At 43.4% G+C, this 24,508-nt stretch carries 26 protein-coding genes and 2 pseudogenes; 5 read left to right on the top strand and 23 right to left on the bottom strand.

Translation table 11 applies throughout. The features are described 5' to 3' along the window. Window positions 1–73: 73 nt before the first annotated feature. From AOT13_RS06455 to AOT13_RS06395, 14 genes and pseudogenes are all read right to left on the bottom strand, one after another. Entirely contained in the window at window positions 74–1,114 is a 1,041-nt protein-coding gene (locus AOT13_RS06455) for a zinc-dependent alcohol dehydrogenase family protein (protein ID WP_042383707.1), read from the bottom strand. A gap of 186 nt (window positions 1,115–1,300) precedes the next feature. Then, the gene (locus AOT13_RS06450; RefSeq protein WP_013877385.1) at window positions 1,301–1,588 is read right to left on the bottom strand and encodes a hypothetical protein; all 288 of its coding nucleotides are present in this window, start codon (window positions 1,586–1,588) and stop codon (window positions 1,301–1,303) included. 81 nt (window positions 1,589–1,669) lie between these two features. Beyond that, window positions 1,670–2,433: pseudogene (locus tag AOT13_RS06445) on the bottom strand (sulfite exporter TauE/SafE family protein). Window positions 2,434–2,527: 94 nt separating this feature from the next. Further along, window positions 2,528–3,098, bottom strand: a pseudogene (locus AOT13_RS06440) (rhodanese-like domain-containing protein). 27 nt (window positions 3,099–3,125) lie between these two features. Continuing rightward, window positions 3,126–3,422 (bottom strand): rhodanese-like domain-containing protein, encoded by a 297-nt coding sequence (locus AOT13_RS06435; protein WP_042383709.1) that lies wholly within the window; start codon window positions 3,420–3,422, stop codon window positions 3,126–3,128. Between the two features lie 17 nt (window positions 3,423–3,439). Next, complete coding sequence (locus tag AOT13_RS06430; RefSeq protein ID WP_042383711.1) at window positions 3,440–3,805, bottom strand: rhodanese-like domain-containing protein; 366 nt, start codon at window positions 3,803–3,805, stop codon at window positions 3,440–3,442. Window positions 3,806–3,816: 11 nt separating this feature from the next. Then, entirely contained in the window at window positions 3,817–4,299 is a 483-nt protein-coding gene (locus tag AOT13_RS06425) for a DsrE/DsrF/DrsH-like family protein (RefSeq protein ID WP_013401555.1), read from the bottom strand. A 54-nt stretch (window positions 4,300–4,353) separates the two neighbouring features. Next, window positions 4,354–4,581, bottom strand: a complete 228-nt coding sequence (locus AOT13_RS06420) for a sulfurtransferase TusA family protein (protein ID WP_042383713.1) — start codon at window positions 4,579–4,581, stop codon at window positions 4,354–4,356. A 90-nt stretch (window positions 4,582–4,671) separates the two neighbouring features. Next, window positions 4,672–4,932, bottom strand: a complete 261-nt coding sequence (locus AOT13_RS06415) for a metal-sensitive transcriptional regulator (RefSeq protein ID WP_003252678.1) — start codon at window positions 4,930–4,932, stop codon at window positions 4,672–4,674. Next, window positions 4,899–5,288: a rhodanese-like domain-containing protein gene (locus AOT13_RS06410; RefSeq protein WP_013401557.1), complete on the bottom strand. Its 390-nt coding sequence runs from the start codon at window positions 5,286–5,288 to the stop codon at window positions 4,899–4,901. Before AOT13_RS06410 ends, AOT13_RS06415 begins: the two co-directional genes overlap by 34 nt. A 473-nt stretch (window positions 5,289–5,761) precedes the next feature. Next, window positions 5,762–5,860, bottom strand: coding sequence for a cytochrome bd oxidase small subunit CydS family protein (gene cydS / locus AOT13_RS21370; protein WP_012749261.1), 99 nt, complete (start codon window positions 5,858–5,860; stop codon window positions 5,762–5,764). 15 nt (window positions 5,861–5,875) lie between these two features. Then, window positions 5,876–6,889, bottom strand: a complete 1,014-nt coding sequence (locus tag AOT13_RS06405; protein ID WP_013401558.1) for a cytochrome d ubiquinol oxidase subunit II — start codon at window positions 6,887–6,889, stop codon at window positions 5,876–5,878. Further along, window positions 6,889–8,235, bottom strand: coding sequence for a cytochrome ubiquinol oxidase subunit I (locus tag AOT13_RS06400; protein WP_013401559.1), 1,347 nt, complete (start codon window positions 8,233–8,235; stop codon window positions 6,889–6,891). The genes AOT13_RS06405 and AOT13_RS06400 overlap by 1 nt, the downstream gene beginning before the upstream one ends. A 443-nt stretch (window positions 8,236–8,678) precedes the next feature. Then, entirely contained in the window at window positions 8,679–10,100 is a 1,422-nt protein-coding gene (locus tag AOT13_RS06395) for a SpoVR family protein (RefSeq protein WP_003252692.1), read from the bottom strand. Window positions 10,101–10,551: 451 nt separating this feature from the next. Between AOT13_RS06395 and AOT13_RS06390 the strand changes: the two genes are divergently transcribed. Further along, the gene (locus tag AOT13_RS06390) at window positions 10,552–11,148 is read left to right on the top strand and encodes a DedA family protein (protein ID WP_232511575.1); all 597 of its coding nucleotides are present in this window, start codon (window positions 10,552–10,554) and stop codon (window positions 11,146–11,148) included. A gap of 125 nt (window positions 11,149–11,273) precedes the next feature. Here AOT13_RS06390 and AOT13_RS06385 read toward each other — a convergent pair whose 3' ends face one another. Both AOT13_RS06385 and AOT13_RS06380 read right to left on the bottom strand, forming a co-directional pair. Next, the gene (locus AOT13_RS06385) at window positions 11,274–12,824 is read right to left on the bottom strand and encodes an IS1182 family transposase (RefSeq protein WP_060678128.1); all 1,551 of its coding nucleotides are present in this window, start codon (window positions 12,822–12,824) and stop codon (window positions 11,274–11,276) included. A 132-nt stretch (window positions 12,825–12,956) separates the two neighbouring features. Further along, entirely contained in the window at window positions 12,957–13,202 is a 246-nt protein-coding gene (locus AOT13_RS06380; RefSeq protein WP_013877418.1) for a hypothetical protein, read from the bottom strand. A 180-nt stretch (window positions 13,203–13,382) separates the two neighbouring features. Between AOT13_RS06380 and AOT13_RS06375 the strand changes: the two genes are divergently transcribed. Further along, window positions 13,383–13,640 carry a YhdB family protein gene (locus tag AOT13_RS06375; protein ID WP_003252697.1) on the top strand — a complete coding sequence of 86 codons (258 nt, stop codon included), beginning with the start codon at window positions 13,383–13,385 and terminating at the stop codon, window positions 13,638–13,640. Between the two features lie 165 nt (window positions 13,641–13,805). Here AOT13_RS06375 and AOT13_RS06370 read toward each other — a convergent pair whose 3' ends face one another. The 3 genes from AOT13_RS06370 to AOT13_RS06360 form a co-directional block, all read right to left on the bottom strand. Next, complete coding sequence (locus AOT13_RS06370; RefSeq protein WP_013401561.1) at window positions 13,806–15,560, bottom strand: phospho-sugar mutase; 1,755 nt, start codon at window positions 15,558–15,560, stop codon at window positions 13,806–13,808. A 116-nt stretch (window positions 15,561–15,676) separates the two neighbouring features. After that, window positions 15,677–16,123 carry a CBS domain-containing protein gene (locus AOT13_RS06365; RefSeq protein WP_003252701.1) on the bottom strand — a complete coding sequence of 149 codons (447 nt, stop codon included), beginning with the start codon at window positions 16,121–16,123 and terminating at the stop codon, window positions 15,677–15,679. A 101-nt stretch (window positions 16,124–16,224) separates the two neighbouring features. After that, window positions 16,225–17,913, bottom strand: a complete 1,689-nt coding sequence (locus AOT13_RS06360; RefSeq protein WP_042386239.1) for a glycoside hydrolase family 13 protein — start codon at window positions 17,911–17,913, stop codon at window positions 16,225–16,227. A 148-nt stretch (window positions 17,914–18,061) separates the two neighbouring features. On the opposite strand from AOT13_RS06360, the gene AOT13_RS06355 reads away from it, so the two are divergent. Then, window positions 18,062–18,505 (top strand): disulfide formation protein C, encoded by a 444-nt coding sequence (locus tag AOT13_RS06355; RefSeq protein WP_003252705.1) that lies wholly within the window; start codon window positions 18,062–18,064, stop codon window positions 18,503–18,505. After that, window positions 18,502–18,978 (top strand): thioredoxin family protein, encoded by a 477-nt coding sequence (locus AOT13_RS06350; protein WP_013401564.1) that lies wholly within the window; start codon window positions 18,502–18,504, stop codon window positions 18,976–18,978. The genes AOT13_RS06355 and AOT13_RS06350 overlap by 4 nt, the downstream gene beginning before the upstream one ends. A gap of 30 nt (window positions 18,979–19,008) precedes the next feature. Here AOT13_RS06350 and AOT13_RS06345 read toward each other — a convergent pair whose 3' ends face one another. Next, entirely contained in the window at window positions 19,009–19,407 is a 399-nt protein-coding gene (locus AOT13_RS06345) for a YhcU family protein (protein WP_013401565.1), read from the bottom strand. A gap of 132 nt (window positions 19,408–19,539) precedes the next feature. On the opposite strand from AOT13_RS06345, the gene AOT13_RS06340 reads away from it, so the two are divergent. Beyond that, on the top strand, window positions 19,540–20,547 hold the full coding sequence (locus tag AOT13_RS06340) for an RluA family pseudouridine synthase (RefSeq protein WP_232511574.1): 1,008 nt from the start codon (window positions 19,540–19,542) through the stop codon (window positions 20,545–20,547). Between the two features lie 33 nt (window positions 20,548–20,580). Here the strand turns inward: AOT13_RS06340 and AOT13_RS06335 are convergent, their stop codons facing one another. The 3 genes from AOT13_RS06335 to AOT13_RS06325 all read right to left on the bottom strand — a co-directional run bounded on the left by AOT13_RS06335 (window position 20,581) and on the right by AOT13_RS06325 (window position 24,355). Then, on the bottom strand, window positions 20,581–22,131 hold the full coding sequence (locus tag AOT13_RS06335; protein ID WP_013399800.1) for an IS1182 family transposase: 1,551 nt from the start codon (window positions 22,129–22,131) through the stop codon (window positions 20,581–20,583). Window positions 22,132–22,261: 130 nt separating this feature from the next. Next, window positions 22,262–23,608 (bottom strand): hemolysin family protein, encoded by a 1,347-nt coding sequence (locus tag AOT13_RS06330; protein WP_042386096.1) that lies wholly within the window; start codon window positions 23,606–23,608, stop codon window positions 22,262–22,264. 60 nt (window positions 23,609–23,668) lie between these two features. Further along, the gene (locus tag AOT13_RS06325) at window positions 23,669–24,355 is read right to left on the bottom strand and encodes a zinc metallopeptidase (protein WP_035502805.1); all 687 of its coding nucleotides are present in this window, start codon (window positions 24,353–24,355) and stop codon (window positions 23,669–23,671) included. Window positions 24,356–24,508: the final 153 nt, after the last annotated feature.

Here is a 24,508-nt window from a genome sequence, read left to right as displayed (position 1 = left end):
GGCCATTCAGGAGCGGCTGGACAAAAAAAGGACCTGTATCAAGGATACAGGCTGTTTGATAGAAAAAGAAAATTTAACTGTTGGAAATAATGACTTTTAACGCTTTTTCTTTTGCTGCATTTCCAAATACTTCATACGCTTTCATAATGTCTGAAAAGGCGAAACGATGGGTAATTAATTGTTCCGGCTTCAATTTTTTCGACTGCACCGTTTTTAATAACATCGGCGTAGAAGTCGTGTTGACAAGACCGGTTGTCAACGTAATGTTGCGTATCCATAATTTTTCAATGTGAAATTCCACGCTTTTTCCATGAACACCGATATTGGCGATATAGCCACCTGGTTTGACAATTTCTTGACAAATATCAAATGTTGCCGGAATTCCGACGGCTTCCATCGCGACGTCTACACCTTTCCCGCCGGTTAATTCCATAATTTTTTCCACTGCCTTGCCATCAGCGCTATTCACCACTTGGGTCGCGCCAAATTTTTTCGCAACTTCTAAACGGTTATCGTCTAAATCAACCATAATGATCTCTGCTGGTGAATAAAATTGGGCTGTTAATAGCGCTGCCATACCTACGGGACCAGCTCCGATAATGGCGACGGTTTGTCCAGGCTGAACTTTGCCGTTCAACACGCCGATTTCAAATCCTGTTGGAAGAATGTCACTAAGCATGACAAGAGTCTCTTCATCCACGCCTTCCGGAATAGGATAAAGGCTGTTGTCTGCGTGCGGAATTCTTACATATTCTGCTTGAGTTCCATCAATTAAGTGGCCCAAGATCCAGCCGCCATCTTCGCAATGGGCGTATAACCCTTTCTTGCAATTTTCGCATTTTCCACAAGAGGTAATGCAAGAAATCAACACTCTGTCGCCTTTTTTAAAATTCTTTACGGCCGAACCAACTTCTTCAATAATTCCGACGCCTTCGTGTCCTAAAATCCGCCCTTCTTCAACAGTAGGAACATCTCCTGAAAGAATGTGCAAATCCGTTCCACAAATCGTTGTTTTTATTATTTTGACGATTGCATCGGTTTCCTTTTCAATTTTTGGCTTTGGTTTTTCCATTAATTCTTTTTTTCCTGGCCCTAGGTATGTAAGTGCTTTCATCTAAGTTCCTCCCTGAATATTTTGATTCTTCCCAATTTTCATTCTACAAGAAACCAGTTGCCGCTTCAATAGAACATTTAATAATTTTGTCGAATTTTTGACAAATTTTTTGGAGACGTGTTTTCTTTTTTTACTTCTCCCTTATCTTATCCTCAGGAAAACATTTATTCTTCTCAAGTCAAAAACTCACACCGGATCATTATCTATATTGCTGTAAGATTCAATCGCCTGATCAAGCGCCCGGTACGCTTCGGCAAAAGCGTTTGTTGCCGATTCATCGCCCGCATTGGCAAGCTGTGCTTGCGCATTTTTCGCATGGGTGACAGCACGAATGACGTCTTCCATCATTTGTTGTTTACCCCCCTGCTCCTTTAACTGCTCAAGTTCGCGGAGACATTGCTCCAAATCATAGGCGCCCGGCTGGTCAAACGATTGTTCCAGCTTTTTTTTGATGCGTCGCAATGCTTCTATCATCCAAGCCCACTCCTTCTTGATATTTTCATCAACTAGTGTGGGCGATTGGAAGCAAACTATACTTATAAATCAAACGATCTGTTATAAAATATCGACCCAAATTTTTATAGCTGTCGCTAAAATGAGAAACGCCAACATCACTTGCAATATTTTGGTGTCCATTTTTTGCCCCGTTTTTGCACCTAAAGGAGAGGCAATTAAGCTGGCAATCACCATGATGATGGCAGGAATAAGCGCAACTTGGCCCGCCGTGATTTTTCCTAATGTCGAACCGATGGATGAAATCAACGTAATCGCCAGCGAAGAGGCAATCGTCATTCGTGTTGGGATTTTTAACACAACAAGCATAACAGACACTAGCAAAAACGCGCCGGCTGCGCCAACGATCCCGGAACCAATCCCAATGACAAGCGCTAATGCAGCGGCAAGCCATTTATTAAAGGTCAGGTGATCAATTGGAATATCGTCAATGCCTTTTTTCGGAGCAAACATCATGGCGGCAGCCAGCGCGGCAAGAACACCATACACGACATTAATCGTTCCTTCGCTCATCATTTTCGAACCAAATCCGCCAAGAAAACTGCGATCAAAATACTGATCCCCATATAAAGAATTAATGTTTTATTTAAATAACCGCTTTTTCGATACGCCCAAACGCCGCCAATTATCGCAAAAAACACTTGAACCGCACTGATTCCCGACACTTCATGGGCGCTAAATGCAGCGAGCCCAAATAACGGCGGAAGATAAAGCAGCATCGGGTATTTAATAATCGACCCGCCAATGCCAACCATGCCACCAATAAAGCTGATAAGAAAAATGACAATTATAAAATTAACATCCATTTAATACTTTTTCGGTTAATGTTTGCACCGTCATTTCTTTCACCACCACCTTATACCCCATATAGTATATTTTATTTTTAAAAAAACCGCTCAATCATGATTGAGCTGTATTGAGCGGTCCTTCCCATTTGGACATGCCTGGGACGACATTCCATACGTTCGTAAATCCTTTTTCGGTTAATTTTTGTGCCGCTAAATCACTGCGCGTTCCAGTACGGCAAACAACATAAATCGTTTTATCCTTCGGCAGTTCATGGATATGGTCTTCTAATTCTCCAAGCGGAACCGAAATCGCACCTGGTATATGCCCGAACGCATACTCCGCTGGCTCGCGGACATCTATAATGACCACCGAATCATCCTTTATTTTTTCTGCCAGCTGTTCGTTGGAAATCATATGAGGATATGCTGCATTGTTTTTTGTCTCATCGTCATTTGCTTTACGAATATAATGTTTTAATACGTCTCCTTCTTCAATCAATTCCTAAATATTGATGGCCGGTACTTTCCGCCCATGCTTGGATATCGGCTTTTGAAGCTTTATCGGTTGCCTGTACTTCAAGCACTTGTCCCGGTTATAGGCCATTGATCGCTTTTTTTGTTTTAACAATTGGCATAGGACAAGATAACCCCTTTGCGTCAACGGTCATGTCAACACGAATCATGCTGCATGCCTCCTTTTGCCATTTTATTTATTCCACAGGCCCTTCCCATTCCAACATGCCGCCAGTCATATTGATCACATGATATCCATAACTTTCGAGCAGCTGGGCTGCGCGCCCGCTTCTTCCTCCCGAACGGCAAACAAGGATATATTCCTTATTTTTATCAAGCTCATGCATGCGAAATTCGAGCAATCCTAACGGAATATTAATCGCACCAGGGATTTTTCCATCTGCCACTTCATCCGTTTCACGAACATCGATAATGTTCAGTTGTTTTCCTTCTTGAAGAAGTTTTTCCACTTCTTTTGCTGTTAATTGCTTCATCAACGGTCCCTCCTTTTTTATGACCAAGCGTTCATTCCGCCTTTTACGTTCGTTACGTGTTTGAATCCAAGTTTCTTCAATAGTCTGCTGGCTTTTGTACTTCGCATTCCGCTTTGGCAAATCACTATCACTTCTTTTTCTTTGGATAATTCGTTCGCGCGTTTTGGCAATTCATGAAGGGGAATGTTTTTAAATCCGCGAATATGATTCGCGCGGAATTCCGCAGAAGTACGTACATCCACATACTGCACATCTTGTTTTTCTAATTCTTTCTTTAGTTCTGCTGTCGTAATCATCCGCACTCCACGCGGCGGAATGGCGCGGGCTGCAATAAACCAAGCAAGCAATAGGAATAAAGCGATATTCATTACCGTCTGTGCCATTAGCTTCACCTTTAAATGAATAAGTTTATGTTCCCTTCTGACGCATCCGCCAAATATGTCGCCACTCCAGCAAACTCGATGCCATCAAGCAATTCTTCTTGTTTCAGCCCTAATAAATCAACAGTCATTTGACACGCGACTAACTTAACTCCTTGCTCTTTGGCCATTTCAATTAATTGCGGCAGCGGCATTGCGTTATGCTTTTTCATGACGTGTTTCATTAATTTCAGTCCGATGCCGCCAAAGTTCATGCGGGAAAGCCCCATGCGGTCCGCTCCGTGCGGCATCATTTTGGCAAACATTTTCTCCAAAAACCCTTTTTTTATTGGAATATGCGCATCTTTTCGCAATGCGTTTAATCCCCAAAACGTATGGAAAATCGTGACATCATGGTCATAAGCGGCGGCGCCGTTCGCGATGATGTACGCTGCCATCGCCTTATCGTAGTCGCCGCTAAATAAAATAATCGTTGTTTTTTTCTTTTGTTGCGGCATAACGCCCTCCTTTATATACATATACTTATATGGGTATATAAACTATCAAAAAAATTACCCTTTTTGAATCCAAAATGTCAATACGCCATTTTCTTCTTTCATATCAATGACTGTATGGCCGCTTGCGTTTGCCCATGCCGGCAAATCGCTTTTTGCTCCTTTATCCGTTGTTTGAATTTCCAGCACTTGTCCTGACGTTAATTCATCCATTGCTTTTTTCGCTCTTACAACCGGCATTGGGCAAGCTAACCCTTTCGCGTCTAACAGTTTATTCACATTCATGATGGATAACCTCCTTATCATTTACTATTACCCCTATAGGTATATTAGTATGTGTAAAAGAACGTGTCAACCCTTTTTTCAAGAGTTGACTTATCTGCTTTTCACTAATAGTTCTACTGCTTCTTTAACCAAATGTTCTGTTTTTTCCCCTTTTTCCATGCTTTCGCGGAGGCAATTTTCCAAATTGGTGCTAACAATGACGGCAATGGCGCGGTCAATTGCGTTGCGCGCCGCTGATAATTGTGCGACAACGCTTTTGCAGTCTTTTCCTTGCTCCATCATGCTAAGCACGCCTTTCACTTGCCCTTCGATCCGTCTTAAGCGGTTTTTGATTTCTTTACTGTATTCCATCTTTCATTTCCTCCTTCTCGGCAAGGACAATGGATAATTGAATAGCTTTGCACATCAAAACCATGGCGCCGCAAAAAACGTATGCCTAAATTTTTTTCGATTTCATCGTTTGCGATAATATGAACCGATTTGCTCGGAATAGTAGAAAAATGCCGCTTTAAATAAGCATACGGAATATGAAGCGAATTAGCAATAGACTGTTCTGCCGTTTCGTTATAATCGCGAATATCCAACACAACCATGTCCTTGATTCTCTCATCACTTATATCTATGCAAGGAATGCCGCTGACCGGATAATAACGATGGTATAACGTTGCCAATAATAACCCGAAAATAATCAGGCCAATAATATACAATGGCAATCACCTCCTGTCGTCCTTGATTTATTATATACCCTTTTAGGTATATTGAAAACTTTTTTGTTTTAACCATTTTCTTTTCAAGTTCGGAGCGAATATTCCTGGATGAAAACGATGTCCTTCCATTCATAAATCCTCTTGGGGAAATCAAAAATCCTTGGAATCTATCAGCTCTTGAGGCAGGCCAGTTTTTTATGAAGGAAATGCAACTTTGTAAATGTTAAAAATGTCTCTGGTGCTGCCGCTGCGGCAATATTGAATACTTTGTATGCATGCAATAATCGCCACTTTCATCATGAATTCCCTTTTGTTTTCCGCAATTATCGTTTTGTAAGCTATTTTTCACATATACTGTATATATATTTAGTAATTTTTTCCACCAATGCCAACAAACGAATATAAAAAGCCGGGCAGGAAGCCCTGCCCAGCTTTCTGTTTCCTGTTAAAGGCGAAAACAGCGCAGCAAGCCCCTACTCGACTTGTTCGTCTTTCAACCCCGCCCAAAATGCAGCAACAACTGATAGCGCTACAATAAGAATCGGTGCATACATAAGCAAAAACGTCTGCATCGCATTCTCCTCCTTTTATAATTGTCCTTTAACGTATTTTTTGTTGAATAAAAACAGCTTTAATAATAGGTACAATGACGGGACAAGAAGCAGAAATCCCGCAATAAACGCGAGAATCAGGGCAATCGCCATCGTTTTGTTTGTAAATCCGTCGTAAATCGTTAAGTACGGGTACAACAAATATGGATAATGGGAAATGCCGTATGCGTAAAACGCAAACGCGTATTGCAGAACTAAGCTAACAAACGCCCAGCCGTAACGTTTCTTTTTCCATAACAAATAAATGGTGATGACAAAAAACACAAAGGAAACAACAAACATCCAGGCGACGTTGAACATGTTGTTGTAATGCTCCGGATTATGGTGGCGCAGCTGATAAATGATAAGAAGCGCTGATAAAATCGTCGGCCCGCTCCAGCTTAATGCGTATTTCCGCAATAGTTCGCGCGCCTTCATATCTCCTGCTTCATTGGCATAATACGTCAAGAATGTAGCAGAAATATAAAGGACGCTCGTAATGCTTAACAGCACAATACTCCAAGTAAGCGGGCTGACAAACAGCTCTTTATACAGCAAGGTGAGAGTTTCCCCGCTTTTCTCGACAAATCCTCCTTCGGAAATGGTCAACACGATCGACAATGACGCCGGAATAAACAGCCCTGTTAGCCCGTAGGCCAGCAAATACCAATTTCTTTCCGTCTTTCCATACGTATGAAACGCATAATACGACCCGCGAATCGCCAACAGCACAATGGCAATGCTGGCGGGAACGAGCAAAATCGTGCCGTAATAATACGCGGTTTTCGGGAAAAAGCCAACGATTCCGACGAAGAAAAAGACAAGAAACACATTTGTTACTTCCCATACCGGGGAAAGATAACGCTGAATGATTTTATGCAAAATATGCTTTTTTTTCGCGAAATCACTGTACGCGCTGAAAAACCCGGCGCCAAAATCAATCGATGCAACGATGACATATCCGAACAAAAACAGCCATAACACAGATATACCGATAATTTCTAACGCCATTAAGATACTCCCCCTTGTTCAAGAGAGCGTTCCGCCAGCTCTTTTTCTACCGGATTTTTTCGGAACATGTTAATCAACACTGCCACACTGGCAATTCCCAAAATGAGATACAAGATCGAAAAAGCAACAAGCATCGTATCCACATGCCCCGATGATGTCGCCGCTTCCGCTGTTTTCATATACCCGCGCAAAATCCATGGCTGCCGGCCGACCTCAGCGAAATACCAGCCTAATTCAATCGCCAGCATTGAAAGCGGGCCAGCAGCGACAAGAGACGCTAAAAACGGCTTGCTCATAATCCATTTCCATTTCAATTGTTTTCCAAGCCAATAAATCGCTGATACAATCGTAAGTAAAACGCCGATCGTAACCATTAAATCGAACAAATAATGGATATACAGCGGCGGTATTTCATCTTTTGGAAATTCATTTAGCCCTTTCACTTCTGCCCCTGGGTGATTATGCGCTAAAATGCTTAGCGCATATGGAATTTTGATGGCATTTTTGACATCGTTGTTTTCATCTAACGTGCCGAACATCACAAGCGGCGCATGGGTGCTCGTTTCAAAATGCCATTCCGCCGCCGCTAATTTTTCCGGTTGATATTCGGCCAAAAATTTTCCTGACAAATCACCGACAAGCGCGCTCGCAACCGAAAAAATAAAGGCCGTCTTCACCGTTAAATGCAGCGCTTTTTTGTGATAAATATGGCGGTTGCCCCGCAATAAATGCCAAGCAGCAATGGATGCCAAGATAAAAGCGGAAGTCATATAAGCGGTTGTCAATACGTGCGCCACTTTCGTCGGCGTCGCCGGATTAAACATTGCGGCAAGCGGCTCGATATTCGTGATGACCCCGTCTTTCAACTCAAAACCTTGCGGAGTATTCATAAACGCATTGACCATTGTTATAAACATTGCTGAAGCCGAAGAGCCGATCGCCACCGGAATCAATAACAATAGATGTTTCTTCTGGTTTTCAAACCGGTCCCATGTATATAAGTAAATGCCAAGGAAAATCGCTTCGAAAAAGAAGGCAAACGTCTCCATAAACAATGGCAAACTGATCACTTGACCTGCAAGTTGCATAAAGTTCGGCCACAGCAAGGACAACTGCAACCCGATCGCTGTTCCTGTCACGACGCCTACTGCTACCGTAATAACGAAACCGCGCGTCCATCTTCGTGCAAGCAAAATGTAATGTTCATCATTTTTCCGAATCCCCACCCATTGCGCAATCGCAATCATCAGCGGAACGCCGACGCCGATCGTTGCAAAAATGATATGAAACGTTAACGTTAATTCGGTTAACAGCCTGCTAAACAGCACCGGATCATACTCCCACATCGCTACATCCTCCTTTTTATGAAAACAATCTGCCAACTATCGAAAGAAGCATAATAAACGCCACTAAAAAACTAACTATCACCAGCCATTTTTCTTGACGTTTCCACACAGCTTTTCCTCCTTTAACCCCTCTTGCACTTAATACTTTATCAACAAACAATGAAGAAATAGCAAAATAACTTTGACAAGATGGTGAATTTGTGATGTTTGTCACAAAATTGTCATGATTAATACGGTTATAAATGTAAAAATAGTTTTAATCATTATACTTATGGATCAAATTTCCAAAAATAAAATGGCTATCATCGACAAAGCGGATAACCATTTTCTCGTATTTTATACAAAAAAATAAAAAATAATCACTAAACAGCAATGGAAAGGATTAAAAAACCAAATGTATGCAAACAAAAAAGCTGCTTTCACAGCAGCTTAATGTCACAAATTTATATATATTTTCGATGCACCGTTTTTCCATCATACGTAAATAATACAGGCTTCTCTTCCACGACCGTCTCCATATGAACAGAGCGCCCCCATAGCTGATAAATGTACGGAAGCACTTTTTCTAAGTATTTTATATCTAATTCAATTCCTTCATACCAATGCTTTAAATATAACTCACCATTGCGCATGTAATCCCCATCATTTACGGTAATGTATGGAAATCCGCCATTGACACGCATGCTGACGAGCTGGTCGCGGACATGCTCCCAATCTTTATCAACAATTTTATACTCTTTTCCTTGCTTTTGGAATAAATACATATCTTCGCGCATCACTAACTCTTTTGTTAAATAATTGCGCAAAAACGAAATATCGGATTCCAATTCGCGCACTTCAAAAATTTTTTCGCGGCCCGATCCCGGCTTAGTGCCCCGTTTTTTCATTTCCTCTGTTGGGTTATTCCAGCGTTCCTCAATGTCTTCAAAAATTTTCAATCCTAAATAATATGGGTTAATGCCTGTGCGCGACGGCTGCACGACATTGGCGTTTAATTTCGCAAATTCAACCGCCTCGTCGCTCGTCAAGTCCATTTCCCGCAAAATCCGCTGATGCCAATACGTCGCCCAGCCCTCGTTCATGATTTTCGTCTCCAGCTGCGGCCAGAAATAGAGCATTTCTTCGCGCATCATCGTCAAAATATCGCGCTGCCAGTCTTCCAGTTCCCGGCTGTATTCCTCAATAAACAACAATACGTCTTTTTCCGGCTGCGGCGGAAACTTTCTGCGCTTTTTGCGCGGCGGCGGAGCCGGTTTCTCTTTTTTATCAAGACCCCATAAATCGTCGTACGGCATCGCCATTTTTGACGTCTCTTCCTCTTCATACACTTCCGTATCTTCCCACGTCCACGACAGTTTTGGCCGAAGCAGCGACGGATCGATATGCTCTTGAATCGCCAATACTGCATCTAAAAACTTTTCCACTTCCAATTTTCCGTATTGGTGTTCATAATGTTTGATACGCTCGGCGGTCGCCGCCATGCTTTCGACCATATCGCGCTTTGTGTTGCTAAAGCGCACGTTATTTTTAAAAAAGTCGCTATGAGCCAGCACGTGTGCGACGATCAATTTATTTTGAATAAGCGTATTGGTATCCAACAAAAAGGCATAGCACGGATCGGAATTGATCACCAGCTCATAAATTTTGCTTAGCCCTAAATCATAATGCAGCTTCATTTTATGAAACTGTTTGCCAAAGCTCCAATGGGAAAAACGCGTCGGCATGCCATACGCGCCAAACGTGTAAATAATATCGGCCGGACAAATTTCATACCGCATCGGATAAAAATCCAATCCAAATCCTTCGGCGATTTCGGTAATCTCAGCAATCGCCCGCTCCAACTTCTCTAATTCATCCTGCCGCATGCACATCCCCCCTTTTCCTCTTATCACAATGTATGAGCAAAAAGAAGTTTTGATACACTTAAGTCCACACCAAAAAATCATTATGTCCTTCCCGAAAACCGGAGACGATCTTTTCTTAAATTAAACGAGAAACCGGACATAAAAATGTTCCATTACAGAACAATCCTCCATGTTGTTAAGGAGGGGAACTTTTATTTCCTCCATGGCGCATTGTGCAAATGGCAGCGATTGATTTAGAATCATTGTGTATGTCATCAGCCACAGAATTGACATGGCAAGAAAACGATTTTTTCCGGTGATCCAAGTTCGCTGGACTGACAGCGGAATTCTCCCCAATAATTTGGACTTGACCCATGCATGTATTGTTTATAATAAACAGTATCAAGAATAAAACTTATGGCGTCCGATTCATTGCTTTATTCTTTAAACTCGTTAAAGTGTGGTGATAAAGGTGGGCCATTATTTTCATTATGTGATCGCCCATTTTGGGTACATTGGCATTATGATCGTGTTAATGCTGGGGATCGTCGGTATGCCAATTCCGGATGAGCTGCTGCTTACGTACATTGGATACCAAATTTCCACGGGAGGGATGTCATATCCGATCGCGTTTGTTTTTAGCCTTATCGGCGCTATCACCGGCATTTCCATTAGCTACCTTTTAGGTGTTAAACTTGGATTGCCGTTTTTGCGAAAAGTGGGGCCGACCATACATATTACCGACAAGCGGATGGAGCAGACGAAAACGTTATTTTCCAAATTAGGACCAGCCGTGTTGTTTATTTGCTATTTTATCCCTGGTGTCCGGCATGTTGCCGCCTTTTTGGCTGGCGCAAACACATACGGCTGGAAAAAATTTGCGGTGTACGCTTACAGCGGCGCGTTTGTCTGGATTTTCACCTTTCTGGCGATCGGCAATTATTTAGGGGAAAATTGGATGATGATGAAGCAATATATGGATAAATACCGCGCTTTTTTTATCGTCACATTTATTTTTTTGATTTGTTTGCTCACCTTTTCTTGGTATTATCAGCAAAAAAAGAAGTAAAAGAGGCTGTCTCAAAAGGTCGTCTAAACCGACCTTTTGAGAGTAGCCTCTGTTTCTTTTTCTTACCATTTGGTTATTTATTCCTTTTTTGAGGCAGGAATTTCTCCTTATTTCCGAATTTTATCCTATTTTTTCCTTGTTGGGTCGGTCGTTGTGGCCCACTTTCTCAAATTGTGGGCAGCACAAACTAGACCCCACTCCAAGGTAATTTTTGGGAGGCCTCTCAATGAAAACCGATGAAATTGCTGATTATGCTTGATTTGCCCAAACACCGGCTCGTTTTCGATTTGCCGTCTTCGATATGTCGTCGCCCCTTCTTCCGTGGACAGCCGTTTCCGGATTTCTTGCCGTTGTTGTTGATTTTTCAAGGAAACGCGGATGGTTTTCGTGTCTTTGCCTTTGGCACATGCTGCTTGAAACGGGCATCCGGCACATGCTGTACAACGATACGTCCGTTTGACGATGACGTACCCGTTGTCGGTCGTTTCCTTCCGTTTATACACAAACACCAGCCGTTCCCCTTTCGCGCAAATCCACTCATCCAATTCCTCATCGTACGTCATGTTCTCGATTCGGCCGATCTCTTTCGCCCACGCTTTCGTTTGTTCCCGGTCCAATGTGTTGTACTTGATCAGTACGACGATCTGCTTTTTCTCGCAGTACGTGTAGTTCTCCTCACTCCCACAGGCGGAATCCGCAATCGCTCGTTTAGGCATGGGACGCCCATGGGCGGCCAATTGCTCCAAATGCGGAATGAAGCATCCGGCATCCCCCGCCCGTTGATGCACGCTAAATCCAGTGATGAATTGGTTCCCTGTCCCTATCTGCACATTATATCCCGGTTTGAGCTGGCCGTTTTTCATATGGTCGTCTTTCATCCGCATAAACGTCGCATCGGGGTCCGTTTTCGAAAAACTGTTTCGTTCGCCTAACACTTTTTTGTATTCTTCATATTTTTTCTTACGGGGGAGAATGTCTTGTTCCAATTGCTGTTTTGCTTTCTTTAACGTGCGATTCTTCGGCTCTTTCTTTAGATGTTCTTCCACTTGTTCGATCACGGCTTCGATCTTTTCAGACGTGATCGGTGAAGCTTCCAGCTTTTCTTGAAAATCTCCTTCTTGTTCCGACTCTTCATCCTCTTTTACCACCTGTTCGATCGAGGCTACGATTTTCCGGAATTTCTCCTCCAACTTCTGATCGTACTTTTCCGTTGATTTGCGCCAAACGAACGTGTACTTGTTGGCGCTGGCCTCGATTTTCGTTCCATCCAGAAAGTAATCCTCTAGTTTGACCAACCCTTCTTGACGCAGAAGATCGACAATGGAGAAAAACGTTTCGTAAATGATGTCCTTCATCCGTTCCGACCGAAATCGGTTGATGGTGCGGAAATCCGGTGTTTGATGGCCGGATAGCCACATAAAATAAATGTTTTCTTTCAATTGCTTGGCGATTTGGCGAGAGGAATAGATCCGATTGGCGTAGGCATACAGGATGACTTTCAACATCATTTTCGGATGATAGGCTGGGCGGCCTCCGCCGGGATAGAGGGAAACGAGCAGAGCTGGATCCATTTTTTCCACGGCTAGATCCACGATCCGGCAAAGATGATGTTTGGGAATGAGAATTTCAAGATCCATTGGCAAAATGAGTTGATCTCGGTTATAATAAATGTACATAAGAAAACCGTCCTTTCTTGGTAGGGTTGTGGTGACTCTATTATACCAAAAAAGGAACGGTTTTCTTCTTTTTTTGCCCAAAAAAGTGCCCCAAAAGCGAACGCTATGCGAACACTTTTGGGACATCCTCTTTTACACACTTGTTTTGCTATTTCCGTATGTTTCCATTAAAATCCCCAAAAACGTCCCAAACCCAAACATAAACATGGAAGCACCGATAACGCCTAAGCTGATAATCGTAAGAAAAAAGTCTTTATTGTAAGCGTTTGCAACAAAACTCAACAAAAACAAGGAAATGCCGACAACTAACCCAACAGCAGCGATCATTTTGCACATTTGCGTAATCTCTTTGCTTTCATAACGTTCCATCCTCTTCATCACCATCCCCTTGCTTTGAGGATACCATTTTTGTCACAAAATCGCAATATTTACTTTTACTTTTCCCTGATTATTTGAGTTATAATTATTTTTTGCCTGCCATTGTAATATTTACAGCGCAAAAATGAGCCCGGGCATCATACACTAATGATAGCTCCTTCTGCAAAGGAGGCATGCCCATTGAACACGCTCGATTATGATAAAGCGTTATATTACACGCACCGGTCCGAATGGGATAACTTGCTTATTTTAATGGTGCGCACAAAAGACGACTTGCTTTCAAAAAAAATTGAAAAATTTCTTCACGCTTACAACTTCGAGCATGATTACTCAATTATCCAAAAGCGTCTAACCGCTCTGTTGCGTTATATCGACCATGCTCTTGAGGTAAGCGAACAAAAAACAGGAATCGAGCAGTACGCTTGCCTGTATCAATGAAGGGAATGCAAAACAGACAATGCCGGCAATGGCATTGTCTGTTTCATCTTGTGCCAAAATTCATCAACAAATATGCGCTGCTTACATTTTCCGAAACAGCTTGGCCGGAATTAGCAAAATCTTCCCCACCATTCCTCAGATTAATGTCTGCAGATGTTACATTGCCTATGGTTGAAACGGTGAAGCGGTATTCAAAAAACCGCGCACCCGTTCCATTACCGTGTCGGAAAGTTGTTGCAGCTTCGCTTCGCTGTCAGAGAGCGATTCTCCTTTCACACCGAAATACACTTTGAGTTTTGGCTCCGTTCCCGACGGACGCAAGCAAAACCATGAATCGTCTTCCAATACATACTTTAATACGTCAGAGGTTGGAAGCGCAATCAACGTTTTTTCTCCAGTCGCCGTGTTTACCCGTTCTTTCGTTTTGTAATCCTCGATCACGATGACTTTTTTTCCTGCCACCTCTGTCGGAGGCTCATGACGGAACGAGGTTAAAATCGCTTGGATCGTTTCTGAGCCTTTTTTTCCTTTTAACGTCAGCGACTGCTGACCTTCGCGGTAATAGCCGTATTGGTCAAACAATCGCAGCAATCCTTCGTATAAAGACATGCCGTGTTTTTTATAAAAAGCGCATACTTCCGCCGCTAATACCGCTGCTTGCACCGCGTCTTTATCACGCACAAAATCACCGATTAAATAGCCGTAGCTTTCCTCATAGCCAAATTGGAACGTATACTGGCCAGTTTGTTCATATTCTTTGATTTTTTCGCCGATAAATTTAAATCCTGTCAGCGTGTCAACTGTATCTAAACCGAAAGATTGCGCAATCGCGCGGCCAAATTCGGACGTGACAATCGTTTTTAGCACTACTCCGTTCTCCGGCAATATCCCCTTTTCTTTCTTTTGTGACAGCAAGTAATGAAGCAATAAGCCGCCAGTTTGGTTCCCGGTCAATACGATATAGTCACCTTTGTCGTTTTTTACGGCAATCCCTAACCGGTCGGCGTCAGGGTCTGTCGCAATAAGCAAATCGGCATTGACTTTTTTGCCGAGTTCTATCGCTAAGGCAAACGCCGCGTGCTCCTCCGGATTTGGCGACGAAACGGTAGAAAAATTCGGGTCTGGATGTTCTTGTTCTTCCACCACAAATACATGGCGGTATCCAAGTTCGGTTAACGCACGGCGAATCGGTTTATTGGATGTGCCGTGCAGCGGAGTGAAAACAATGTTCACATCGGTCTCTTCCGCAAGCTTCGGTTGGAACGAAATCGTCTTGACAGCATCAATATAAGCGTTGTCCACTTCTTCGCCAATCATTTGAATAAGCCCTTTTTCTTTCAAAACTGCTTCCTCTTCCACATCGATTTCCAATTCATTTTCCACTTCATTGACGTATCGAATAACCGCGTCTGCCGTCTCTGGAGGAAGCTGCCCACCGTCTTCGCCGTACACTTTATATCCGTTATATTCTGGCGGATTATGGCTGGCGGTGATGACAACGCCGGAAAATGCGCGCAAATAGCGAACAGCAAACGAAAGCTCCGGCGTCGGCCGCAGTTCGTCGAATACATACGTCTGAATGCCATGAGTGGCCAATGTTTTCGCCGTTTCCATCGCGAATTCCCGCGACTTATGCCGCGAATCGTAAGCAATCACGACACCGCGCCTTTTCGCGTCTTCGCCAAACGATTCTATGTACCGCGCCAACCCTTCTGATGCTTTCCGAATCGTATATACGTTCATCCGGTTCGTCCCCGGCCCGATTTCTCCGCGCATGCCGCCTGTGCCAAACTCTAAATTTTTATAAAAACAATCTTCAAGCCACGGAAGGTCGTGTTGATGCTTTTTTAACAAATGCTTTAATTCTTCATCCAACGGCTCATATGCCAACCATTGCTCATATTTTTTCTTCCAATCCAACGGACATCCCTCCGGATCGATAAGCTTCTTGTTTTTTTATGTATTCGTTATCATCATACAATATACCGGATAAAAGAAAAAGGATGTCTCACAAAAAAGAGACATCCTCCCCTTTTTTATCCTTGTGGTTGCGATGGCTGCGAAATGTTTGTCAACGCTTGTTCCGCCGCTTGATCGGAAGCACTGTTTGTCGCGATATCGCCAAGAGCGACAATGCCTTGAAGCTGATTGTTTTCAACAATTGGCAAACGGCGGACTTGATTTTGTGCCATCACGTTTGCCGCTTCTTGCACACTCATATCCGGCGTACCGGTGACGACGCGGTTGGTCATTACTTCCGATACAGGAGTGGAAGCTGGATCTTTTCCTTGCGCTGATGTGCGGAGCGTAATGTCACGGTCAGTAATCATTCCTTTTACTTGGCCGTTTTCCGCAACAGGAAGCGCACCAATATTTTTTTGGCTCATAATTTGCGCAGCTTCTTGCACCGTTTGGTTAGGAGAAACGGTCGCGACATTTTTTGTCATAACATCTTGAACTTTGTTGCCGCTATTGTTAGTCATGTGATCCTCCCCTTTCACCGATTATTATGGACGATTCGCGGGAGGATATAGGTAGAAAATAATGTTTGCACCGTTTGGTATTGGCACGGAAAAGAAATTTTTTATGGCAAACGGATTTTATATACGCGCGCTTCCCATGGACGCAAGCGAATTTCTTTCAATTCCTCCGCTTCATCCACATCGTAATTGCTAATAAGCAGTTCTTTTGTTTTATAAATGATATGGTCCGGAAGCCGGAAAACAGGAGTTTTTTCTGAAAAATTGGTAATAACGATCAGTTGTTCATTTCCCAGCGTGCGTGTATATGCGTAAATATACGGGTCGTCTTCCAAAATTAAGTCATATGTTCCATAAACGATAATGTCATGCTGCTTGCGGAGTTGAATTAATTTTTTATAATAATGAAACACCGAATTTGGATCCTCTAACGCCGCTTTCACATTGATTTCTTTATAATTTGGATTGACTGGAATCCACGGCGTCCCTGCGGTAAATCCTGCGTTTTCGCTGTCATCCCACTGCATCGGCGTGCGCGCGTTGTCGCGTCCTTTATAATAAATTTTTTCCATCACTTCTTGCGGATCTTCTCCATATTCTTCGACACGTTCTTTATACATGTTTAACGTTTCAATATCGCGGTAATCTTCAATCGACGGGAAGCGCACATTGGTCATTCCGATCTCTTCCCCTTGGTAAATATACGGTGTTCCTTGCATCATATGGAGAAATGTTGCCAGCATTTTCGCCGATTCGACCCGATATTTGCCGTCATCGCCAAAACGAGAAACAGCGCGCGGCTGGTCATGGTTATTTAAGTAAAGACTGTTCCAGCCCTTTCCTTCCAGTTCTTTTTGCCATTTTGTCATCGTTTTTTTCAAATCTGCCAACGACCATGGACGAATATCCCATTTTCCGCCAGGCCCTGAATCCAAATCCATATGTTCGAATTGAAACACCATGTTTAACTCACGGCGCGACGGATCAGTATATAAAATTCCCTCTTTTGGTGTGACACCCGGCGTTTCTCCAACCGTCATAATGTCATATTTCGACAACACTTCCCGGTTCATCTCTTGCAAAAATTCATGGACACGCGGGCCGTTCATATAATACCGGCTTCCCGACGCGTATTTTTTCCCGCTTTGCGGCTCACCATCCGGCAATTCCGGCACTTTGGAAATCATATTAATGACATCCATGCGGAAACCATCGACGCCTTTGTCGAGCCAAAACTTCATCATCTCATACACTTCGCGGCGCACTTTCGGATTTTCCCAGTTTAAATCAGGTTGCTTTTTTGAAAAAAGATGCAAATAATATTCTCCTGTCATTTCATCGTATTCCCATGCAGAACCGCTAAAAACAGACTCCCAGTTATTCGGTTCTTTTCCATTTTTCCCAGGCCGCCAAATATAATAATCACGATATGGGTTGTCTTTTGATTTTCTCGATTCGATAAACCACGGATGTTCATCCGATGTATGGTTGACGACTAAATCCATCACTAGTTTTATTCCCCGCTTGTGCATTTCTTCAAGCATTGTTTTCCAATCTGCCATCGTGCCAAACTCATCCATAATATCGCGATAATCGCTTATATCATATCCGTTATCGTCATTTGGCGACTTATATACCGGCGACAGCCAAACAACATCGACGCCAAGTTCTTTTAAATAGTCCAATTTAGCGATAATGCCGCGGATATCGCCAATGCCGTCTCCATTGGAATCGTAAAAACTGCGCGGATAAATTTGGTATACCACCGCTTCTTTCCACCATACTCTTTCCAAGTTTCTCACCTCTATGTACGTTGATGAAAACGATTGCACATAATTATTGTACTATAAATCAAAAGATAACGGTTATTCATTTTACATTCTCCTTTTCGTCCAATATAATGAAAATGGCATGTATATCAATAATGAGGGGATTTTAGCTATGGACAACAATAAGGCAAAAACAACGGAAAACGCGCTTATTGGCGCTTGGGGGATTTCCTTGATCGCGACGCTTGGCAGCCTTTACTTTTCCGAAATTTTAAAATTTATCCCTTGCGATCTTTGCTGGTTCCAGCGGATTTTTATGTATCCGCAAGTGATTTTATTAGGGCTCGCTGTGATTCGCAAAGAATACGGCATCGCCCGCTATAGCCTGGCGTTGTCGGTCATTGGCGGTTCCATTTCCCTTTACCATTATCTTTTGCAAAAAGTTCCTTTTTTCCAAAGCCACGCTATGTTCTGCGGCCGCATTCCTTGTACGGGACAGTACATTAACTGGCTTGGCTTTATAACGATTCCGTTTTTGGCGCTAGTGGCGTTTTTTCTCATAAGCGTATTAAGCATCTTCATTATTCGCAAAGAGAAAGAAGGGAAACAAATTTGAAAAAGCTCCTTATTTTCGGCTCGATTATTGTGGCACTGTTTGCAGCGCTCGCCTTTGTCACGTCATACCAGCAAAAAGAAGCGGTCAAAAATAATCCGTACCATAAAAAAGAACTTGATCCCGCAACTATTGAGCAGCTTGACGATCCAAATTATCAAAACCTTATCTTGCCGGACGAATTAGAAAAGAAGCTAAAAAATAAAGAAACGGTCACCGTCTATTTTTACAGCCCGATTTGTCCTCACTGCCAAAAAACAACTCCGATCGTTGTTCCTTTGGCCAAGAAAATGGGGATTGATTTAAAATTGTTTAATTTGCTGGAATTTAAAGATGGATGGGACAAATATCATATTGAAGGAACGCCAACGCTTGTTCATTATGAAAATGGGAAGGAAGTTAAACGAATTAGTGGTTATCGTGAAGAGGCGGTGTTCCGTAACTGGTTTTCCTCCATCCAGCAGCGCAATTCATAAGGGGCTTGCCCGCAACAGGCAAGCTCCGCCTCATATTAACCATTCGCTTCGTGAAGGCAAATACATGCTGCATGGGTAATGATGTTTGGCGGCAAACTGCTCTATCGCAAACGGAAAGACAATGCCGTGCCGCCGAAGCAATTCGACGTTCCGCTGAAATACATTACGGTATCGTCCGCAATCCCCGCTTTTCCCAACATATTCGATGACAGTAATTAATGATTGCAGTGATGCAATTATTTGAAACGCTTCTTTCATAGTTCTGCTATATTTCATATGTTTTTCTTGTAACGAAAGAATTTGTAAATTTTCAAATTCATGAATTTGTTCATCTGCGAAATAATACGGAAAAATGTTCATGTAAAAATAATTTATTAAATAATGAATATATTCCTCCTGCGCTTTCGTTGCCGCATAAACCGTCTTCATCGCCCTCGCCGCCTTTTTTGTGATCACGCTTGCGCAATCATTAACAAAACGATACTATAAGTGTATCATGCATTATGTGCACATAGAGGTAGAAAGTGTTTCCACCGCGAAAAATCCGGAGTGAAATGAACGATGTGGGTTAAAAAAGGTGACTGGCTTGAATGCACCATTCCTTCATTCTGGCAGGGACAAACGATTGAGTCGCTGCTGAAAGAAGTATGGTGCACCTCAAAAAAATTCGCTCATCAGCTGCGCATGGAAAAAGGAATCAAATTAAACGGAAAAGAAGTATCGTGGCAAACTACATTGCGAGAAAATGACCGTTTGCAGCTGCGCCTTTATCATCCTGAGCCTTCTGCCATTCTTCCCGAATATCGGGAGATTTCCGTTTTATGGGAAGATGAGCATCTGCTCATTATTAACAAAGAGGCCGGCATCGATATCCATCCTTCCGAGCCTTCTCAAACGGGAACGTTAGCGAACGCGGTCGCTTTTTATTTGCAAGCGCAAGGCATTTTGACGAAAGTGCGCCATATTCACCGGCTTGATCGCGATACATCGGGAACGATTTTGTTTGCCAAACATCCGCTTGCCGGCGCGACACTCGATCGGATGCTGGAAAAACGGCAAATCAAACGGACATACGTAGCGCTCGTCCATGGCATCGTCAAACATAAATCCGGAACGATTTCTGCCCCGATTGGGCGCGACCGCCACCATCCAACAAGGCGAAGAGTTTCGAAAACAGGCGCAAAAGCAGTGACGCACTATCGCGTTTTACATACATTTTTGAACGATCAGGCATCGCTTGTCGAGCTTTCTCTTGACACCGGGCGCACGCACCAAATCCGCGTTCATATGAGCTACATCGGTCATCCGTTAGTCGGCGATGTTCTTTATGGGGGGGAAAATACGTTTCATCGCCAAGCGCTGCATGCCGTCAAGCTGTCGTTTTTGCATCCTTTTACGAAAGAAACGGTTTCGTGTGTCGCTCCTGCTGGCGATTTTCCCGTCGATATTGCGCGGTTTTACACCGATGCACAAGAAAAAGAGGCTGTCTCAAAAGGTCGGTTTAGACGACCTTTTGAGAGTAGCCTCTGTTTCTTTTTCTTACCATTTGGTTATTTATTCCTTTTTTGAGGCAGGAATTTCTCCTTATTTCCGAATTTTATCCTATTTTTTCCTTGTTGGGTCGGTCGTTGTGGCCCACTTTCTCAAATTGTGGGCAGCACAAACTAGACCCCACTCCAAGGTAATTTTTGGGAGGCCTCTCAATGAAAACCGATGAAATTGCTGATTATGCTTGATTTGCCCAAACACCGGCTCGTTTTCGATTTGCCGTCTTCGATATGTCGTCGCCCCTTCTTCCGTGGACAGCCGTTTCCGGATTTCTTGCCGTTGTTGTTGATTTTTCAAGGAAACGCGGATGGTTTTCGTGTCTTTGCCTTTGGCACATGCTGCTTGAAACGGGCATCCGGCACATGCTGTACAACGATACGTCCGTTTGACGATGACGTACCCGTTGTCGGTCGTTTCCTTCCGTTTATACACAAACACCAGCCGTTCCCCTTTCGCGCAAATCCACTCATCCAATTCCTCATCGTACGTCATGTTCTCGATTCGGCCGATCTCTTTCGCCCACGCTTTCGTTTGTTCCCGGTCCAATGTGTTGTACTTGATCAGCGCGACGATCTGCTTTTTCTCGCAGTACGTGTAGTTCTCCTCACTCCCATAGGCGGAATCCGCAATCGCTCGTTTAGGCATGGGACGCCCATAGGCGGCCAATTGCTCCAAATGTGGAATGAAGCATCCGGCATCCCCCGCCCGTTGATGCACGCTAAATCCAGTGATGAATTGGTTCTCTGTCCCTATCTGCACATTATATCCCGGTTTGAGCTGGCCGTTTTTCATATGGTCGTCTTTCATCCGCATAAACGTCGCATCGGGGTCCGTTTTCGAAAAACTGTTTCGTTCGCCTAACACTTTTTTGTATTCTTCATATTTTTTCTTACGGGGGAGAATGTCTTGTTCCAATTGCTGTTTTGCTTTCTTTAACGTGCGATTCTTCGGCTCTTTCTTTAGATGTTCTTCCACTTGTTCGATCACGGCTTCGATCTTTTCAGACGTGATCGGTGAAGCTTCCAGCTTTTCTTGAAAATCTCCTTCTTGTTCCGACTCTTCATCCTCTTTTACCACCTGTTCGATCGAGGCTACGATTTTCCGGAATTTCTCCTCCAACTTCTGATCGTACTTTTCCGTTGATTTGCGCCAAACGAACGTGTACTTGTTGGCGCTGGCCTCGATTTTCGTTCCATCCAGAAAGTAATCCTCTAGTTTGACCAACCCTTCTTGACGCAGAAGATCGACAATGGAGAAAAACGTTTCGTAAATGATGTCCTTCATCCGTTCCGACCGAAATCGGTTGATGGTGCGGAAATCCGGTGTTTGATGGCCGGATAGCCACATAAAATAAATGTTTTCTTTCAATTGCTTGGCGATTTGGCGAGAGGAATAGATCCGATTGGCGTAGGCATACAGGATGACTTTCAACATCATTTTCGGATGATAGGCTGGGCGGCCTCCGCCGGGATAGAGGGAAACGAGCAGAGCTGGATCCATTTTTTCCACGGCTAGATCCACGATCCGGCAAAGATGATGTTTGGGAATGAGAATTTCAAGATCCATTGGCAAAATGAGTTGATCTCGGTTATAATAAATGTACATAAGAAAACCGTCCTTTCTTGGTAGGGTTGTGGTGACTCTATTATACCAAAAAAGGAACGGTTTTCTTCTTTTTTTGCCCAAAAAAGTGCCCCAAAAGCGAACGCTATGCGAACACTTTTGGGACATCCTCCTATAAACGAAGTTCTTCCTTTTCGCCGAACGCGTCATCTTGTGTTTCCTCTTCCTTCTCCTGCTTTAAGATTTCCACCGTCTTCACATGGTGGCCGTCCATCTCCTTCACCGTAAACAAGTAATTGTCTATTTCGACGCTGTCGCCTACTTTAATATCATAGTGTTTCGTCAAAATCCAGCCCCCGATCGTATCGACATCATCATCATCGATGGAAAGGCCGAACAAATCGTTCACTTCGCTTATCAGCACTTTCCCGTCGACAATCGTCCGCGTTTCATCCACTTTTTGGATTAACGGCATTTCATCAACATCAAATTCGTCTTGAATTTCGCCAACGATTTCTTCTAAAATATCTTCGACAGTGACAAGCCCCGATGTTCCGCCATACTCATCGACCAAAATCGCCATGTGAATGCGCTCTTTCTGCATTTTAACAAGCAAATCATGGATCGCGATCGACTCAATCACTTGAATGATGGGACGGATATAATCTTTCATTTGTTTTTCTGCGGATGGGTTTGTCACAAGATCAGTAAATACTTCTTTCACGTTGATGAGTCCGAGAACATGGTCTTTATCGCCGTCAATCACCGGATAACGCGTGTATTTTTCCTCTTTAATAATTTCCAAATTCTCTTTCACGCTTCGATTGATATCAAGCGCCACAATTTCTTTGCGCGGCACCATAATTTCTTTTGCAACCCGATCGTCAAAACGGAAAATATTGTTCACATACCGATACTCTGATTGGTTAATCTCTCCGCTTTTATAGCTTTCTGATAAAATGAGGCGTAGCTCTTCTTCGGAATGGGCAATTTCATGTTCTGCCGCCGGCTGCAGCCCAAACATTTTGGTGACAAGGCGCGCTGAGTTGTTGAGCGTCCAAATAAACGGATACATCGTCTTATAAAATAAAATAAGCGGTTGTGCGGTAAACAGCGTGATCGCTTCTGCTTTATGAATGGCAAACGTTTTAGGAGCCAGCTCGCCGACAACGACATGAAGAAAGGTAATCGTCGAAAAGGCAATAACGAAGGATAAAACGTGCGACAGCGATTCCGACAAATGGATGCGCTCAAAAAGCGGCATTAGTATCCTTTCCACCGTCGGTTCACCGAGCCAACCAAGCCCTAGTGATGTCATCGTAATGCCTAACTGGTTCGCCGATAAATAGCCGTCAAGGTTAGAAATCACCTTTTTGGCAGCAATCGCCCGTTTGTTTCCTTCGTTAACTAATTGGTCAATGCGCGAGCTGCGAACTTTGACAATCGCAAATTCCGAAGCTACAAAAAAAGCGGTACATGCGATAAGCAAAGCCACTATCAATAAATTGACTATGTCCAATTGGTTTCCGGGCGCGAATCATGCGCCCGGATCACACCTCCTACAGACAGGTTTCTATGCTTATTCATCATTATTGCTTTGCGTAAAAATCAACACGTATTTTAACAATTCTAACACCGAAATGAGCGTTGCTGCCACATACGTCAATGCGGCCGCTCCTAATACTTTGTTGACGCCGCGCTTTTCATCCGGGTAAATCAGCCCTTCCGCCAACATAAACTTTTTCGCCCGCGAGCTTGCGTTAAACTCCACCGGCAACGTAATGAGTTGAAAAGCAACGGCAAAGGAAAAGAAAATAATCCCTAAGCCAATCAGCGAAAGTTGATGAAGCAAAAATCCGACTAGCAATAAAAACGGCGCCACTCCCGATGTGAAGTTCACGATTGGAAACATGCGATGGCGGAGTACAAGCGCGCCGTATGATTGCTGGTGCTGCACCGCATGCCCGACTTCGTGCGCAGCAACCGATATAGAAGCAATTGAACGGCCATAATACACTGGTTCCGACAAGCGGACGACACGCGAAATCGGATCATAATGGTCCGTCAGCCTTCCCGGAATTACTTCGACCGGTACGTCATAAAGGCCGTTGCGGTCCAAAATCATGCGTGCAACTTCCGCTCCTGACAAACCGGAAGAAGCTGGAACTTGCGACCAAGCATTAAAGTTGCTTGAGACTTTCCATTGCGCCCATAGCGAAATGCCAAAGGCGATGAGAATGACAAAATCCATCGGATGGAATAGCAGCATTACAGCACCCTCCGTTATCCACTGTCACATCAAATGTGTATACTAATATTTATTGTACTTTAGCGATCATTCATACGTCAAATAATACATTTATTAATGGTTGACAAGGAAAAATTGAATATATATGCAAAATCCCGCTTTGCAAAAATA

Source organism: Parageobacillus thermoglucosidasius (assembly GCF_001295365.1).
GTDB lineage: Bacteria > Bacillota > Bacilli > Bacillales > Anoxybacillaceae > Parageobacillus > Parageobacillus thermoglucosidasius.
Note: the sequence above shows the minus strand (reverse complement) of the source record. Positions and strands in the feature narration are given on the sequence as shown.

Bases quoted from the DNA above. Each gene is read 5' to 3' on its own strand.
- AOT13_RS06450 (WP_013877385.1), bottom strand. From the start codon at position 1,588: ATGATAGAAGCATTGCGACGCATCAAAAAAAAGCTGGAACAATCGTTT.
- AOT13_RS06405 (WP_013401558.1), bottom strand. From the start codon at position 6,889: ATGGCGTTAGAAATTATCGGTATATCTGTGTTATGGCTGTTTTTGTTC.
- AOT13_RS06380 (WP_013877418.1), bottom strand. From the start codon at position 13,202: ATGAAGAGGATGGAACGTTATGAAAGCAAAGAGATTACGCAAATGTGC.
- AOT13_RS06335 (WP_013399800.1), bottom strand. From the start codon at position 22,131: ATGTACATTTATTATAACCGAGATCAACTCATTTTGCCAATGGATCTT.
- cydS (WP_012749261.1), bottom strand. From the start codon at position 5,860: ATGCAGACGTTTTTGCTTATGTATGCACCGATTCTTATTGTAGCGCTA.
- AOT13_RS06355 (WP_003252705.1), top strand. From the start codon at position 18,062: ATGGACAACAATAAGGCAAAAACAACGGAAAACGCGCTTATTGGCGCT.
- AOT13_RS06400 (WP_013401559.1), bottom strand. From the start codon at position 8,235: ATGTGGGAGTATGATCCGGTGCTGTTTAGCAGGCTGTTAACCGAATTA.
- AOT13_RS06395 (WP_003252692.1), bottom strand. From the start codon at position 10,100: ATGCGGCAGGATGAATTAGAGAAGTTGGAGCGGGCGATTGCTGAGATT.
- AOT13_RS06345 (WP_013401565.1), bottom strand. From the start codon at position 19,407: ATGAAGACGGTTTATGCGGCAACGAAAGCGCAGGAGGAATATATTCAT.
- AOT13_RS06455 (WP_042383707.1), bottom strand. From the start codon at position 1,114: ATGAAAGCACTTACATACCTAGGGCCAGGAAAAAAAGAATTAATGGAA.
- AOT13_RS06425 (WP_013401555.1), bottom strand. From the start codon at position 4,299: ATGCCGCAACAAAAGAAAAAAACAACGATTATTTTATTTAGCGGCGAC.
- AOT13_RS06435 (WP_042383709.1), bottom strand. From the start codon at position 3,422: ATGAAGCAATTAACAGCAAAAGAAGTGGAAAAACTTCTTCAAGAAGGA.
- AOT13_RS06365 (WP_003252701.1), bottom strand. From the start codon at position 16,123: ATGACTAACAATAGCGGCAACAAAGTTCAAGATGTTATGACAAAAAAT.
- AOT13_RS06420 (WP_042383713.1), bottom strand. From the start codon at position 4,581: ATGAATGTGAATAAACTGTTAGACGCGAAAGGGTTAGCTTGCCCAATG.
- AOT13_RS06340 (WP_232511574.1), top strand. From the start codon at position 19,540: ATGTGGGTTAAAAAAGGTGACTGGCTTGAATGCACCATTCCTTCATTC.
- AOT13_RS06415 (WP_003252678.1), bottom strand. From the start codon at position 4,932: ATGGAATACAGTAAAGAAATCAAAAACCGCTTAAGACGGATCGAAGGG.
- AOT13_RS06430 (WP_042383711.1), bottom strand. From the start codon at position 3,805: ATGGCACAGACGGTAATGAATATCGCTTTATTCCTATTGCTTGCTTGG.
- AOT13_RS06385 (WP_060678128.1), bottom strand. From the start codon at position 12,824: ATGTACATTTATTATAACCGAGATCAACTCATTTTGCCAATGGATCTT.